Origin of the sequence: Nonomuraea sp. NPDC050310 (genome assembly GCF_040655795.1) — a bacterium.
In the GTDB taxonomy this organism is placed as follows: domain Bacteria; phylum Actinomycetota; class Actinomycetes; order Streptosporangiales; family Streptosporangiaceae; genus Nonomuraea.
In genome coordinates this window covers 634,028-648,265 of the sequence record NZ_JBFAKP010000002.1, presented here as the reverse complement: position 1 = coordinate 648,265, position 14,238 = coordinate 634,028, and the positions used below count along the sequence as shown (strand labels likewise).

Here is a 14,238-nt window from a genome sequence, read left to right as displayed (position 1 = left end):
GTCACGTTAGGTGAGGAAAGCCGCCGCGTGGTTATCCGACGGCTTGAAAGCGGCTGCGCGTGGGCAGCGGGACCACCTCGCACAGGTCGGCGAGGTCGACGAATCGAGCCACCTGCTCGACGGAGAGGCAGTCGGCGATCAGCCAGCCGTGCCTCCGCACCCTGAGCACCTGCCGCCCGGCCCGGATGGCCGGAGCCACCTCGAAGCCGTCCGGCCCCACCCACCGCCTGTCCATAGCGGCTCACAGTAGCGCCCGGGTCTCTCATTTTCCGTACGGCTCACGCGTTACACGTCATACCAAGTGGGTCCCAAGTGCCACCTAAGCAGCACTCCGCAGGCTGGGAGCATGAAAAAGCCAGATCTAGTCGGATTCCGCATCACTCACCGGGCCATGCGCGGCGACGTCAGGCGCCTGGCCACGGTCACGGCCGAGCTCGCCGAGGGCAGGCAGCGGGCGTCCGCCGCCCGGCTGGCCGCGCTGGCTGGTTTCGTGTCCCGGCTCTGCGCGGGCATCCACCACCATCACACGATGGAGGACGAGGTGCTCTGGCCGGTGCTCGTCCGCTGCGCGTCAGCCGAGGTGGATCTGAGCGACCTCACCGACGACCACCGGGAGCTCGATCCGCTGCTCGACGAGATCACCGCTGCGGCGGCCCAGATCGGCGCCGACCGGGCCGCCCTGACGCCGCTGGCGGTCGCCCTGGCCCGCCTCGCGGACCTGCTGGACGAGCACATCGCGGAGGAGGAGAAGACGATCTTCCCGGTGATCGAGGCGTACGTGTCCGGCGAGGAGTGGGCGAAGGTCGAGGCCGCCGTCCGCAAGGGCGCCGACCTGCGCTTCGACCTGCCGCGCATCGGCCAGTACGCGTTGCCGGAAGAGCTGGCCGCACTCCGGAAGGCGGCCGGGCCGGTGCTCTCGCTCCTGCTCGCGCTGGTCCGCCGGGGGCACGAGCGGCGTCAGCGGTTGATCTTCGAGAGCGCCTGATCGCTCCAGTAGGCCGAGCCCAGGGTCCGGGCCACCGCCAGGGCCTGCTCGAAGTGCGCCCGGCCGTCGCGGCCGAGCGACTCGGCCAGCTCGCCGAGCAGGAAGGCCACCGGGCCGAGGGTGACCGAGCCGCTGTGCAGCCCGGCCATCTCCCCGGACCAGGGCAGCAGCTCCTCGTAACACCGTTCGGCCACCTCGCGGTCGCCGAAGGTCATCGCGGTCACCGCCCGCAAGCCGGTCATGACCAGCCAGTAGTAGTCCAGGGCGAAGACCACGTCCGGCCGCCACACCTGCCTGGCCCGCTCGGGCTCGCCGTCGCGCAGCAGGACGAGCGCGTAGATCTCGTTCAGCCCGGTCTCGGGCGGCAGCAGGGCCGTGAAGGCCGCCAGCTCCTCACGGGAGCGGTGCAGGTCGCCGCGGGTGAGCCGGACGACCGCCCGGCAGGTGACGCCCATGGCCGCCGCGTTGATGCCGCCGCCGTCGCCGAGCGTCTCCGCCAGCTCGGTGTACAGCCGCTCGGCCTCGTCGAACTCGCCCGCGACCAGGTGCCGCGCCGCGGTGAAGAAGCCCAGCACGACCAGGGCCATGCCGAGCTGGCCGCTGCTGGCCATCGCGACGCCCTGCCCGGCGTGGTAGGCCGCGGCGGCCAGGTCGTTGCGGCCGAGCGCCACCAGCATGAGCGTGTGGTGGCCCTGCATCAGGTAGCCGACCAGCCGGTGCCGCTCGCCCAGCTCCAGCAGCTCCGCGCCGATCGCGGCCAGCTCGTCGCGGCCCGCGGGGTGCAGGACGGCGAAGTACCTGGCGTTGAGCGCGAGGCAGAGCAGGTCGGGCCGGTCGAGCTCGCGGGCCAGCCGTACCGCCTCCAGCGAGGCCTCGCCGGTCCGCTCCTCGTCGTGCCCCTCCACCGCGAAGACCAGCGCGGCCAGCAGCCGGCAGCGCGTCTCGGCGTCGGCGGTGATCGCCAGTTCGGCCTCGACCGCGGCCACGAACGGCACGTCCAGCGCCCGGTTCTCCTGCAGCGACCAGCTCACCGGGGCGTCGTAGCAGGTCAGCGCGCGGACGCGGTCGCCGATGCGGCTGCCGAGCTCGATCGCGCCCCGCCGTACCGCCAGCGCGCCCAGGCCGTCGCCGGCGTGCCCGAGCGAGGAGACCAGGCCGCACATCAGCTCCAGCCGGGTCCGGTCGTCGGTCGCGAGGTCCAGTGCGGCCCGCCGCAGTTCCGCGGCCTCGCGGTGGGCGTGCAGGCCAGAGGCTTGTACGGCTGCCGCCGCGGCGTAGCGCACCGCGTCCGGGGAAGCGGCCTGCAGCGCGTGGTGCGCCAGAGCCGGCAGGTCGTCGGGCCGAACCGCCTCCAGCGCCGCCAGGACGCGGCCGTGCACCCGGGTGCGCCGGATGCGGGCCGTACCTTCGTAGAGCGTCTCCCTGACCAGCACGTGCGCGAAACGCACCCGGCCCGGGCCGGGCTCGGTGAGCAGGCCGGTCAGCACCGCCGCCTCCAGGCCGTCGAGCACGGTGTCCTCGTCGCCCTCGTGCATGTGGACCAGCACGTCCACCTCCGCCTCGCGGCCGACGGTGGCGGCGTTGCGCAACACGGTCTGCGCGGTGGCGGGCAGCCGCGAGATGCGCCGCCGGATCAGGTCGCGGACGCCGGGCGGGAGGGCGTGGGCCGCCTGCGGGCCGTCGGTGGCCAGCAGGCGGGCGATCTCGCAGACGTACAGCGGGTTGCCGTCGGTGCGCTCGGCGACGGTGCGCACGGTGGGCTCGTCGAGGGTGAGCCCGGAGACGCTGGCCAGGAGCCGGCCGACGTCGGGGCCGGCCAGCTTGGTGAGCTCGACGTGCCGGCTGGCCGAAGCGAGGGCGGCCAGCGTGGCGCGCAGCTCGTCGGTGGCCTCCGAGGGGCGGTGGGTGGCGACGATCAGCAGGTCCTGCGCGGCGGTGGCGACCGCGCGCAGCAGGTACAGGGTCTCGCTGTCGGCCCGGTGCACGTCCTCCAGGACGATCACCAGCGGGGTGCGGGCGGCCAGGTGCTCGGCGAGGGCGCGGGCGAGCTGGAACTGGCTGGCGATCGGCTCACCGTCGCGCAGCAGCGGCGCCAAGCGGGCGCCCGGAGCGGCTTCGGGCGGTGCGTTGTGGTCCAGGGTGCGGACGACCTCGCTCCACGCCCACGCGGGCGGTGCTCCGCCGTCCGTCTCGGGGCAGCGGCCCACCGCGACCCGCCGCCCGGCCGCGGCCGCCTCCGCCGCGAACGCCTCGGCGAGCGTGCTCTTGCCCGCTCCCGGCTCGCCCGCCAGCCATACGACGCCCGCGCGGGCCTCCCGCAGCACGGCCAGCTCCCGAGCGCGCCCCACCAGCTCCAGCCTCGGTACGGCAGGCGGCACCGGCGCGGGCGGCTCCGATTCCGGCCTGACCAGCGGGGGCGACTGCAGGCCGGGATCCTGGTGGAGGATGTCCCGTTCGAGCGCCTGGAGGGCAGGCCCGGGGTCGACGCCGAGCTCGTCGGCCAGCGTCCGCCGCGCCTCGCGCAACACCGCCAGCGCCTCGGCCTGGCTGCCGGAGCGGTAGTGCGCCAGGGCCAGCAACCGCACCCCGTTCTCCCGCAACGGATAGGCGTTGACGTGGCTCCGCAACTCGGGCACGACCTGGGCGGGCCGGCCCAGGAGCAGCTCGGCCTCCGCCCGGTATTCCAAGGCCAGCAGCCGCAGCTCGGCCAGCCGCACCGCCTCGGGTGCGGCCCAGTCGTCCGGGAACTCGCCGAAGGCGGCCCCCCGCCACAACCCGCGCAGCTCGTCGAGGAGAACCAGCGCCTGCTCGGCCCGCCCCTGCTCCAGGACGGCGGCGGCCTGCTCGATCAGCGGACGCGCCCGCCAGGCGTCGACCGCCTCGACCGGCAGGCTGAGGCGGTACCCCGGCGGCGTGCTGACGATCACCGTGGCCGGAGTGCGCGGAGCCCGCCCGGGCTCGGTGGCGCGGCGCAGGTTGGAGATGTAGACCTGCAGCGCGGCCAGCGCCTTGGGCGGCGGCTGGCCCTGCCACAGGTCGTCGATGAAACGGTCGGTGGACACGACCTCGCCGCCGGCCGCGACCAGGCGGGCGAGCACCGCCCGCTGGCGGGAGGTGCCGAGGTCGATCCGGCGGCCGTCTAGGGTGACTTGGAGCGGTCCGAGGACGTGGATGCGCAGCATGATGATCGGACCAAGTATGTCCTGATCAACCGCGATTTATCACCCCTTTGCGGGGCGCTGCGCCGGGGCTCAGGCCTTGAGGGTGTACTCCGCCTCGCCCACGGTGAACTTGATCCCGACCGCACCCCGAGCCTTGGCCTTGAGCACGACCTGGATCCGCGCCCGCTGCCCCGGCTTGAGCTGCGGGATCACGCACTTGACGGCGGTTCCGCTGAACTTGCACCCCGGAGCCGTCCGCACCGTCCCGCCGAAGGCCCGGCCGCTGACCCGGATGTTGGTCATCGCGTGTGGTCCGGTGTTGGACACGGTCAGCGTGTAACTGGTCCGCCCCTTGATCCCGCCGCCCAGCGTGATCTCGGCCGGCGGGCTGACCAGCTCCTTGAGCTGCTCCTCGCTGCCGTTGAAGCTGTTCTGGCCGCCGACCAGCGGCCCCTTGTCCGCCGACTGCCAGAAGGTGTGGGCGCTCCAGCTCGCCGGCAGCTCACCCGGCTCGCCGCCCCAGCGCGCCAGCCACAGCGGGTTGGCCTTGAACTTGGTCGAGTCGCCCGTGCAGGTGCGCCACCAGCTCGTCGTGGTGTAGATGATCGCGTGCCGGCCGGTCTTGCGGCGGTAGGTGGTGGTGAAGTCCTTGATCCAAGCGACCATCTCCTTGGCGGAGAGGCCGTAGCAGCTGTTCTTGCCGTTCTTGTCCTGGTACGGGTTGTCCTCCACGTCCAGCACGCCCGGCAGGGTCTGCCCGTCGTTCGTCCACTTGCCGCCGTTCGCCACGAAATGCTCGGCCTGCTGGCCGCCGTCCGAGGTGTGCGGCATGGCGAAGTGGTAGGCGCCGCGGATGAGGCCGGCCGCGGCGGCTCCGCCGTACTGGGCCTGGAAGTGCGGGCTCGTCCAGTCGCTGCCCTCGGTGGCCTGGACGAAGGCGAACTTGCCGCCTCCGGCGGCCACGGACGGCCAGTCGACCTCGCCGGTCCAGTTGCTCACGTCGACGCCGGGCACGCCGTTCAGAGCCTGGGCGCTGCCCGCGAACAGCGGGATCCCGAGCGCCACACCAGCCGCCACCAGCACCAAACGTCTCATCAGGCGCGTCCTTCCTCACGGGTTGCGGGGAAGATCCTGACGGAACGCCGCAAACAGCGCAAGTTCCGGTTTTTTTGAAAGGCCATCTCAGCGCCTTTTCCCTTACGTATTCGCGCAGGTCAGAGGCGAATATGAACGCGACATTCGCGTTTGCCAAAACAAATGGCAGCCACCAAGAATGAATTCATCGCCGAACCCGCCCCGAACAGGGGTTTCTTCGGCATGCCCGGAAGGAGCCACGTTGATCCACACCCGTCGCCTGGCCCGCGACTTCACCATCAAGAAACAGACCGTCCACGCCGTGCGCGGCATCGACCTCGACATCGAGGCCGGCTCGCTGGTGGCCTTCCTCGGCCCCAACGGCGCCGGGAAATCCACGACGCTGCGCATGCTCACCACCCTGCTCCCACCCACGTCCGGCAGCGCCGTGGTCGCCGGTCACGACGTCGCCACCGACCCGGCCGCCGTCCGCGCCCGCATCGGCTACGTCGGCCAGGGCAGCAGCGCCGGCGAGAACTTCCGCGCCGGCGACGAGCTGGTCACCCAGGGGCTCGCGTACGGCTTGCGCCGCGCCGACGCCCGCCGCCGCGCCCAGGAGGTCATGGACCTGCTCGACCTGGTGCCCTTCGCCACCCGCAAGCCCGGCACCCTGTCCGGCGGCCAGCGCCGCCGCCTCGACATCGCGCTCGGCCTTATCCACCGGCCCGGCCTGCTCTTCCTCGACGAACCCACCACCGGCCTCGACCCCACCGGCCGCGCCGAGGTCTGGCAGCACATCCTGCGGCTGCGCGCCGACTTCGGCACCACGCTCTTCTTCACCACGCACTACCTGGCCGAGGCGGACACCATGGCCGAACGGGTGATCATCATCGACGGCGGGCGGATCATCGCCGACGGCACGGCGGCCAAGCTCAAGGGCGAGCTCGCCGGCGACCGCATCACCATCACCGTCGACGACGCCGTAGCCGCGCGGACCGTCGCCGACCGCATGGGCGCCGAGGTGATCTCCGCCGAACCCGTCGCCGACGACCACCTCGTGCAGGTCCGCGTCGCGCACGCCGACCGGGCCCTGCCCGACTACCTGCGCGCCCTCGACGCCGCCGGCGCCAAGGTCACCAGCGCCGAGACCGCCCGGCCGACCCTCGACGACGTCTTCCTCACCCTCACCGGAAGGGCCCTCGATGATCCTGCGTGACACCGCGACCGTCTTCACCCGGGAGATCACCCCGTCCCTGCGCGAACCGGTCTCGCTCCTCTTCGAGATGGGCCAGCCGCTCTTCTTCCTGTTCATCTTCGGCTCGCTGCTGCCCGGCGGGGGCGACTGGCAGTGGTTCGTGCCGGGCATCCTCGTGATGATGTGCCTGATGGGGCCGCTCGGATCCGGCTACCACCTGCTGGTCGAGCTGATGTCCGGCTCGATGGAACGCCTCACCGTCACGCCGCTCAACCGCACCGCGCTGCTGGCCGGCCGGGCGCTCAAGGAGTCTTCGGTCCTGCTCGCGCAGGCCGTGCTGATCGTGGTGCTGGCCGTACCGCTGGGCTTCGAGCTGCACCCGCTCGGCATCCTGGCCGGCCTGGCGCTCCTGGTCGTGCTGGGGCTCGGGCTGAGCTCGCTCTCCTTCGTGCTGGCCATCAAGTCCGCGCCGAGCGGCACGCTCTTCTACGTCGTGAGCCAGCTCCTGATCTTCCCGATGCTGCTGCTGTCCGGCGTGCTCCTGCCCCTCGACTCCGGACCCGCCTGGCTCCGCGCCGTCGGCGCCGCCAACCCGCTCGCCCACATCGTCTCCGCCGAGCGCGCCCTGTTCGCCGGCTCCTTCCAGAACCTCTCCATCCTGTACGGCGCAGCCGGCGCGACCGTGTTCGCGATTATCGGACTTGTCCTTGGAAACCGGGCAATGCGTAGAGGCTTGTCAGGGCGCTGATCTACCCTCGGGATGTGGACAGCGACAGCCAGGCGGCGGGCGCGGTGCTCGCCGCCCTGGGGCAAACCGTGGCGGTCTTCACCGAACTGCACCATCCCTACGTGCGGCACCAGGCCTTCTCCTACCTGCTCCCCGCCGGTGGCGCCGTCGCCGGGACCGTCTTCACCCTCCCCGACGGCCGCGAGGTGCACTTCGCCGTCACGCTCGGCTTCACCGGCGACTCCTTCACCGTCTCCGGCACCGCCGCCGTCGAGGACTCCGAACTCCTGTCCCTCCCGCCGCGCACCCTGCACAACCTCGACGACGCCTTATCCGTGCTCGACTCCTACGTCGACGAGATCGCCGAGTCCTCCCGCCGCCTGGTCGACACCCTCTTCGAGGACCTCGCCCGATGAGCGGCTCCTACCTGGCCCGTCTCACCGACGACCTCGAAGCCATCTCCAGCCACTACGCCCAGCGCCACGGCATCCACCGGGACTCCTCGCGGTTCCTGCTCAAGGTGCACGAGGAACTCGGCGAGCTCACCCAGGCCTACCTCATGCGCACCGGCCAGGCCCGCGACAAGGGCCACACCCCGGCCGAACTCGACCAGGCCTTCCGGTCCGAGCTGGCGGACGTGTTGTGCCAGTTGCTGCTGCTCGCCCGCCACCACGACGTCGACCTCCAGGCCGAGATCAACCACAAGTGGATGCCCCACCACCCGGCCCGGGAGCCTTCCCAGCCCTAGACCGGCTTCGACGTGCGTCAGGCCAAATGCGGCGGCACCAACAAGGCCTCCGCCCCCACCGGCACATACCCCGCCGCCAGAAACGCCCGCACACTGGCCGCGTTCCCGGGAGCGATCTGCGCCCACACCGGCCCCGGGGTCAAATACCGCGCCGCCTCAGCCAACGCCCGCCCCACCCCACGCCCCCGGCTCTCCTCCGCCACCTCGACGGCAACCTCCCACCGCCCCGCCACCCCGCGCCCCACCGCCAGCACCCCACCCGGACACGTCCACACCCGCACGTCGTCCCGATGCCGCAACGCCCGCCGTACCCGCGGATGCCCCCGGTCCATCACCTCGGCCAACTCCACCGCCGGCTCCCCCACCAACGGCTGACCCAGCGCCAGCAGATCGACGTTGTTCACCCGCCGCCCCGTCCGAACCTCCAGCTCCCGCAGGAACGGCGGATTCAACGCAGCCGACAGATCCGCCACATCCACCTGAGCCCGGATCCACTCCCGATCCACATCCACGAACACCACCGAATGCGCGGTGAACGCCATCACCCCCGCATCCCGCTCCGACGGCTGCGCAAGGATCGTCGGCCCCGCCCCCGGCTCCGGCATCCGCCCCGCAGCCACCCCGTCCAGCACTTCCTCCAGCCCACCCACCTTCAGACCGTACCCCTCCCCTGTGTGGCCCCCGGAGGCGTACTCCACCGGCAGTACGCCACCGTCTCCCCCAGGACGACGCACCCGCCGCCCAACCCCGCCACCATCGAAGCCATGGAAACCCCCGACTTCCATGCCTACCTCACCCGCCTGCCGTACGAACTGGCCTTCAGCGAAGACGACCCCGCCTCGATCATCGACCGCTACTACACCCCCACCTTCCAGTACCGCAACGACGGCATCACCCTCGACCGCCAACGCCTCATCGACCACACCACCCCAGCCCGTAAAACCACCAAGCACCTCGACATCCAGATCCACGAAACCCTGACCGACGGCCACAGAGCCGCCGCCCGCTTCACCATGACCGCCCTCACCCGCAAGGACAAGGTGATCAAAGTAGTGGTCCACCTGTTCGCCGAATACGCCCGCGACGGCCGAATCGAACGGGTCAACGCCATCACCCGCACCCTCGACGCAAAACCCTGACTGGGCTGTCCCATTCATGCATCGGCGAGCCAGAGCAGCCCAACCAGGGGCCGCCCGACTCTCAGCCCAGGTAAATCGCTTCGCGACCTCGCAGGTGCGGACACCCCCGGGCTGGCCGTGCTCCTTACGACCGCGCGAGAGAGGCGCCGGAACGCAAGGCGGAGCAGGTGGTCGACCGCGCCGAAAGCGAGGCGGTCAACGATAGCCGCACAGAGACGCTCAAGTTCTTCAGGGGCGCTGGGCCAGCCGCCGCGGGAGGTGACCCCGAAGGACATCGACCGGGTGGTCGGTGATCTTGCTGTGCCCGGCCGGGCGTCGTCGACGCCTTGCACCCCTGGTCCCTCGCGGCCAAAGCCTGGCACGCGGTCAGCCGCAGCGGCTGCCTGGTCGATCCCGCCAACACCCGCGACCCAAAGTCCTCGCCGCCCCGTTCGGGATGACCCCCGAAAGCGTCATGATCCATCTCGCTGACCGGGTCAACGTGGAGCCCCTGCCTCCCGGCAACGCCCGCCGCGACGATCGTCCCTGACTATCCTGCTCCCGTGGACGACAAAGATCACGACGGCCAAGCCAGGCCACCCGACGTGCTGATCCGCTGCTCGGAAGACCCCGATCTCCTCGTCCAGCTCAGCAACAGGCAATTCCTCGATGGCGACGAGACCGTCTTCTCCATCGAGGCCAAAGCCGACGGGCTGCGCGCGGCGATCCCCGACGTGACCGTCTCGATCTGGGACGGCGCCGGTGACCTCGCCGCCTTCCTGCAACAACTCGCCGACGACTTCCGCGGATGGCCCGGAAAGCGCACCTGGCATACCAACCAGCTCACTCTCGAAGCCGACTTCCACTCCGGCGGTCACGTCGAGCTGACCTGGAAGCTCCGCCCCTGGTTCCCGCAGCGAGCAGCATGGGAGGTTTCCATCACCACCTGGATCGAGGGTGGGCAGTACCTGACCGCCCTGGCCTCCGACGTCGAGGCATTTCTCGCCCGGCCCTGAAAGCCGTGCACTTTCGGCCACACCTGACACACGTTTGCGCGTACATGTGCGCTTTGCCGAAGCCTTCATGCAAGGCAATGCCCGCTGGCATCGGCCGGGAGTTGGTGGTGAGGCGCCCCGGAAACTGGGCACACATCGCGCCTAGCCACCCGTAGCAACCCGTTGATCAACGTACAGGCCGGAACAAGACGAAAAAGGCCCTGGAGCGCGTTGATGCAGCTCCAAGGCCTCTTTCATGAGGTGTGGCAGGTCCAGGGTTCGAACCTGGGTAGGCTAAGCCGACGGATTTACAGTCCGCTCCCATTGGCCACTCGGGCAACCTGCCGTGCCATCCGCTCTCGCGGCGACAGGTAGAAGCATAGCGGACTTCCCACGTGCACGTGACACCGGTTTGTCCCGCAGGCCGGGCGTCACAGGGCGCTAAGGTCGGAGAGGGAAGAAGAGAGGACACCCATACCGATGGCCGACAGCAGTTTCGACGTGGTCAGTAAGATCGACCGGCAGGAGGTCGACAACGCCCTGAACCAGGCCGCCAAGGAGCTCGGGCACCGCTTCGACTTCAAGGGCACCGGGGCGAGCATCAACTGGTCCGGGGAGAGCATCGAGATCAAGGCCAACAGCGAGGAGCGCGCGAACGCCGCACTCGACGTGTTCAAGGAGAAGGTCGTCAAGCGCGGCCTGTCGCTGAAGACCCTCGACGCGGGCGAGCCGAAGCTGTCTGGCAAGGAGTACCGCCTGGTCGTGGCGCTCAAGGAGGGCATCGACCAGGAGAACGCCAAGAAGATCTCGAAGATCATCCGGGACGAGGGTCCCAAGGGCGTCAAGGCGCAGATCCAGGGGGACGAGCTCCGGGTCAGCTCCAAGAAGAAGGACGACCTGCAGGAGATCATCAACCTGCTCAAGGGCAAGGATCTCGACCTCGCCCTGCAGTTCACGAACTACCGCTGACTGGTCCCCGCCTGGAGGGGGAGTCCAGGGCACTTGGCCGTACGTCCCGATCAGAGGTTCGGGGCGGCGGCTTCTCGTGTTTTCCGGCGCAGGGGGAGGATCAGGGCGGTCACAGCCAAGAGGGCGGCGGTGAGGACGGCGAGGCGGAGGTCGGGGGTGCCGTCCGTGCCGGAGATGAGGATGAGGAGGGCCAGGCCGGTGCCGCTGCCGGCCTGGAGGACGGTGGTGGACAGGCCTGAGGCGGCGCCCTGGTCGGTGGCGGGGACGCCGGTGGAGGCGAGGATGAACAGGGTGTTGAACGACAGGCCGGAGCCGAGGCCGAAGCCGAGCAGCCCGGCCAAGAGGGTGAGGTAGGTGCCGTCCGGGGTGAGGGAGAGGCCTAGGAGGGCGGTTCCGGCGACGCCGGTGACGAGGGAGATCAGGAGGGTACGGCGTAGCCCCAGCCTGGTGAGGAGGCGTTCGCTGAGGAGGTTGCCGGCGGTGATGCCGAGGGTCGGGCCGAGGAAGGCCAGGCCGGACTGGAGGGCGGCGTAGCCGAGGACGTCCTGGAAGTAGAGGGTCAGGAAGTACGGGACGCTCTGCAATGTCATGCCGTACACGAGGATGGCCAGAGCCGCGGTGCGGGTGTGAGGGTTGGACCAGAGGCGGAGCGGCATGAGCGGGTTGCGGGTGCGGGACTCGATCAGGAGGAAGGCGCCCAGGGCGGCGAGGGAGGCTGCGGCGAGCAGGCCCGAGGTGGGCCAGCCCCAGACAGGGCCCTGGGTGAGGGCCAGGATGAGGCCGGTGACGCCCAGGGTGCCCAGCAAAGCACCGGGGAGGTCGAAGCGACGGTCGCCGGGGAGGGACGGGGCACTCCCGGGGAGAGGCGACGCGGCGGCAGGGAGGGGTGGGGCACTTGCGGGGAGGACGGTGAGGGCTAGGAGAGCGCCGGCCGCGGCTATCGGGACGTTGACGAAGAAGACGGCGGACCAGCCGAAGTACCCCGTGAGCACCCCGCCCAGCAACGCGCCGAGGCTGAGGCCGCCGGCGCCGCAGACGGCCCAGACGGTCATGGCCCGGTTCCGGGCGGGCCCCTCGTCGAACAGGGTGGCCACCAGGGAGAGGGTGGCGGGCATGAGGAGCGCCCCGCCGACGCCCTGGAGGACACGCGCAAGGATCAACCACCCCGGCGAACCGCTCAAGCCGCCCAACGTCGACGCCACGCCGTACAGGATCATGCCCGCGACGAACATCCGGCGACGGCCCACCAGGTCGGCAAGACGGCCGCCGAGCAGGAGCAGCCCGCCGAAGGGGACGGCATAGGCGGTGACAACCCACTGCAGGCCGGTCGCGGAGAAGCCGACATCGCGCGCGATCTGCGGCAGGGCGACGTAGACGATGGTGAAGTCGATGGCGGTGATCAGGGCGCCGAGCCCGAGCAGGAACAGTCTCATGAGCGCGAGCCTGGTTCAGAGGCAGGCGCGACAACCAGGTCCGGAAAGTGAGTAGGCAAGAATTGAACACATGGACCGTGATCTCGAACTGAGCGAGTTCCTGAAGTCCAGGCGCGCAAGGGTCCGCCCGGAGGGCCTGCCGTACGGGAGCAACGGCACGCGGCGGGTGCGCGGGTTGCGACGGGAGGAGCTGGCGCTGCTGGCCGGGGTGAGCGTGGCGCACTACACGCGGCTGGAGCAGGGGCGCGGGCGGCACGTGTCGGCCGAGGTGCTGGACGCGATCGCCGACGCGCTGCGGCTGAGCGCGGATGAGCGGAGCTACCTGCACGCGCTGGTACGGCCGGCGCACCGGTGCCAGGACGTGACGCAGGGGCCGGTGAGGCCGGGGCTGCGGCGGTTGCTCGACTCGATGGTGCTGACCCCGGCGTTCGTGCTGGGCCGGCACGCGAACGTGTTGGCCTGGAACACGCTGGCCGCGGCGGTGTTCGGGGACTTCGGGGCGATCCCGGAGGAGCGGCGGACGATCGCGCACCTGATCTTCACCGACCCGGGGATCCGGCGGCTGCACGGCGAGCGGTGGGAGTGGCTGGCGCGCGAGCACGTGGCGCAACTGCGGCTGCTGGCCGCGCGGTACCCGAAGTACCGGCAGATCCGGCAGCACATCCGAGGGCTGGCGGCCGAGAGCCCGGAGTTCGCGCGGCTGTGGGAGGAGCACGCGGTGGCGGCGGCGACGCATCGCGACTACGTGCTCGACCACCCGGTGGTGGGCGAGCTGCGGCTGTCGGCGGAGATCGTCACGCTGCCCGGGGACCCGGAGTTGCAGGGCATGGACCTGTTCGCCGCCGAGCCGGGGTCGGAGTCGGAGCGGCGGCTGCGGACGCTGGCCGCACGTGATCAGAGGGCGACCTAGCGTATTGATCGACCCCAGCGGGTACTCCGACAGCGTGCGCCGTTTCCACCTGCGTCACCGGTGGGTGATCATCGAACGGATCGGCCGAGTAGTCACCCAGCAGTGCGAGACCTGCGGAAAGACACGAGTGCGCATCACGTCCTGACGGCCTACTCCCCCATGACGTACCGCACCGTCGGTCCCGCGGTCCAGCCGCCGTCGACGGCGATCTCGGCGCCGGTGACGTAGGAGGCCGCGTCGGAGAGCAGGAAGCAGACCGCCCCGGCGATCTCCTCGGCCTCACCCACCCGGCCCATCGGCGTGTTCGGGTAGTTGCCCTCGCCCGCGCGGATCCCGGTGGCGGCGGTCATCGGGGTGTAGGTCATCCCGGGATGGACGGAGTTGACGCGGATCCGGTCGGTTCCGAGCTCGATCGCGGCGACCTTGGACAGGCCGCGCACGCCCCACTTGGACGCGCCGTACCCGGCGGTGAGCGCGAGGCCCATGAGCCCGGCGGCCGAGGAGATGTTGACGATCGACCCGCCGCCGGCGGCGCGCATGGGTGCGATGGCGGCCTGGAGGCCGTTGAAGGTCCCGACCAGGTTGATCCTGAGCACCAGCTCGAAGTGGTCGAGCGGCTCGCGCTCCACGAACTGCCCGGTGGAGATGCCGGCGTTGTTGACCAGGCCGGTCAGCCTGCCGTACACCGACTCGGCGAGCTCGATCGCCCGCGCCCACTCGGCCGGCTTGGTGACGTCGAGGTGGACGTAGCGGGCGGACGGGCCGAGCCGGGCGGCGGTGGCCTCGCCGTCGTCGTCGAGCAGGTCGCCGATGACCACCTGGCCGCCGCTGGCGACGATGCGTTCGGCGAAGGCCGCGCCCAGGCCGCGGGCGCCGCCGCTGACGACGACGACCTTGCCGTCGAGTGATTCGTGGCCGCTCAT

At 70.8% G+C, this 14,238-nt stretch carries 15 protein-coding genes and 1 tRNA gene; 9 read left to right on the top strand and 7 right to left on the bottom strand.

Annotated features, from left to right (window positions below; all coding sequences use genetic code 11):
- Nucleotides 1-31 precede the first annotated feature (31 nt).
- Nucleotides 32-235 carry a transposase gene (locus AB0I67_RS09290; protein ID WP_357920132.1) on the bottom strand — a complete coding sequence of 68 codons (204 nt, stop codon included), beginning with the start codon at nucleotides 233-235 and terminating at the stop codon, nucleotides 32-34.
- Nucleotides 236-346: 111 nt separating this feature from the next.
- Here AB0I67_RS09290 and AB0I67_RS09285 point away from each other — a divergent pair, with 111 nt between their 5' ends.
- Nucleotides 347-985, top strand: coding sequence for a hemerythrin domain-containing protein (locus AB0I67_RS09285; RefSeq protein WP_357920129.1), 639 nt, complete (start codon nucleotides 347-349; stop codon nucleotides 983-985).
- On the opposite strand, the gene AB0I67_RS09280 is transcribed toward AB0I67_RS09285, so the two are convergent.
- Both AB0I67_RS09280 and AB0I67_RS09275 read right to left on the bottom strand, forming a co-directional pair.
- On the bottom strand, nucleotides 958-4,167 hold the full coding sequence (locus AB0I67_RS09280) for a BTAD domain-containing putative transcriptional regulator (RefSeq protein ID WP_357920126.1): 3,210 nt from the start codon (nucleotides 4,165-4,167) through the stop codon (nucleotides 958-960). The genes AB0I67_RS09285 and AB0I67_RS09280 overlap by 28 nt on opposite strands.
- A gap of 69 nt (nucleotides 4,168-4,236) precedes the next feature.
- The gene (locus AB0I67_RS09275) at nucleotides 4,237-5,241 is read right to left on the bottom strand and encodes a GH25 family lysozyme (RefSeq protein WP_357920123.1); all 1,005 of its coding nucleotides are present in this window, start codon (nucleotides 5,239-5,241) and stop codon (nucleotides 4,237-4,239) included.
- A gap of 241 nt (nucleotides 5,242-5,482) precedes the next feature.
- Between AB0I67_RS09275 and AB0I67_RS09270 the strand changes: the two genes are divergently transcribed.
- Genes AB0I67_RS09270 through AB0I67_RS09255 form a run of 4 tightly spaced genes read left to right on the top strand, consistent with a single transcriptional unit; the run spans nucleotide 5,483 to nucleotide 7,890 of the window.
- On the top strand, nucleotides 5,483-6,436 hold the full coding sequence (locus tag AB0I67_RS09270; RefSeq protein WP_357920120.1) for an ATP-binding cassette domain-containing protein: 954 nt from the start codon (nucleotides 5,483-5,485) through the stop codon (nucleotides 6,434-6,436).
- Nucleotides 6,423-7,163, top strand: a complete 741-nt coding sequence (locus AB0I67_RS09265) for an ABC transporter permease (RefSeq protein ID WP_357920117.1) — start codon at nucleotides 6,423-6,425, stop codon at nucleotides 7,161-7,163. The genes AB0I67_RS09270 and AB0I67_RS09265 overlap by 14 nt, the downstream gene beginning before the upstream one ends.
- A 14-nt stretch (nucleotides 7,164-7,177) precedes the next feature.
- Nucleotides 7,178-7,558, top strand: a complete 381-nt coding sequence (locus AB0I67_RS09260) for a hypothetical protein (RefSeq protein ID WP_357920114.1) — start codon at nucleotides 7,178-7,180, stop codon at nucleotides 7,556-7,558.
- On the top strand, nucleotides 7,555-7,890 hold the full coding sequence (locus AB0I67_RS09255) for a pyrophosphatase (RefSeq protein ID WP_357920111.1): 336 nt from the start codon (nucleotides 7,555-7,557) through the stop codon (nucleotides 7,888-7,890). The genes AB0I67_RS09260 and AB0I67_RS09255 overlap by 4 nt, the downstream gene beginning before the upstream one ends.
- Before the next feature lie 17 nt (nucleotides 7,891-7,907).
- On the opposite strand, the gene AB0I67_RS09250 is transcribed toward AB0I67_RS09255, so the two are convergent.
- Nucleotides 7,908-8,540, bottom strand: coding sequence for a GNAT family N-acetyltransferase (locus tag AB0I67_RS09250; RefSeq protein WP_357920108.1), 633 nt, complete (start codon nucleotides 8,538-8,540; stop codon nucleotides 7,908-7,910).
- Between the two features lie 24 nt (nucleotides 8,541-8,564).
- Here AB0I67_RS09250 and AB0I67_RS09245 point away from each other — a divergent pair, with 24 nt between their 5' ends.
- Nucleotides 8,565-9,029 (top strand): nuclear transport factor 2 family protein, encoded by a 465-nt coding sequence (locus AB0I67_RS09245; RefSeq protein WP_357920105.1) that lies wholly within the window; start codon nucleotides 8,565-8,567, stop codon nucleotides 9,027-9,029.
- 542 nt (nucleotides 9,030-9,571) lie between these two features.
- The gene (locus tag AB0I67_RS09240) at nucleotides 9,572-10,024 is read left to right on the top strand and encodes a DUF6228 family protein (RefSeq protein WP_357920102.1); all 453 of its coding nucleotides are present in this window, start codon (nucleotides 9,572-9,574) and stop codon (nucleotides 10,022-10,024) included.
- Between the two features lie 243 nt (nucleotides 10,025-10,267).
- Here the strand turns inward: AB0I67_RS09240 and AB0I67_RS09235 are convergent.
- A tRNA-Tyr gene (locus AB0I67_RS09235) sits at nucleotides 10,268-10,349 on the bottom strand.
- Nucleotides 10,350-10,483: 134 nt separating this feature from the next.
- On the opposite strand from AB0I67_RS09235, the gene AB0I67_RS09230 reads away from it, so the two are divergent.
- The gene (locus AB0I67_RS09230; RefSeq protein WP_357920100.1) at nucleotides 10,484-10,972 is read left to right on the top strand and encodes a YajQ family cyclic di-GMP-binding protein; all 489 of its coding nucleotides are present in this window, start codon (nucleotides 10,484-10,486) and stop codon (nucleotides 10,970-10,972) included.
- A gap of 50 nt (nucleotides 10,973-11,022) precedes the next feature.
- Here AB0I67_RS09230 and AB0I67_RS09225 read toward each other — a convergent pair whose 3' ends face one another.
- Nucleotides 11,023-12,405 (bottom strand): MFS transporter, encoded by a 1,383-nt coding sequence (locus AB0I67_RS09225; RefSeq protein WP_357920098.1) that lies wholly within the window; start codon nucleotides 12,403-12,405, stop codon nucleotides 11,023-11,025.
- Nucleotides 12,406-12,475: 70 nt separating this feature from the next.
- Between AB0I67_RS09225 and AB0I67_RS09220 the strand changes: the two genes are divergently transcribed.
- Entirely contained in the window at nucleotides 12,476-13,315 is an 840-nt protein-coding gene (locus AB0I67_RS09220; RefSeq protein ID WP_357920095.1) for a helix-turn-helix transcriptional regulator, read from the top strand.
- A gap of 149 nt (nucleotides 13,316-13,464) precedes the next feature.
- On the opposite strand, the gene AB0I67_RS09215 is transcribed toward AB0I67_RS09220, so the two are convergent.
- Nucleotides 13,465-14,238, bottom strand: a complete 774-nt coding sequence (locus tag AB0I67_RS09215) for an SDR family oxidoreductase (protein WP_357920092.1) — start codon at nucleotides 14,236-14,238, stop codon at nucleotides 13,465-13,467.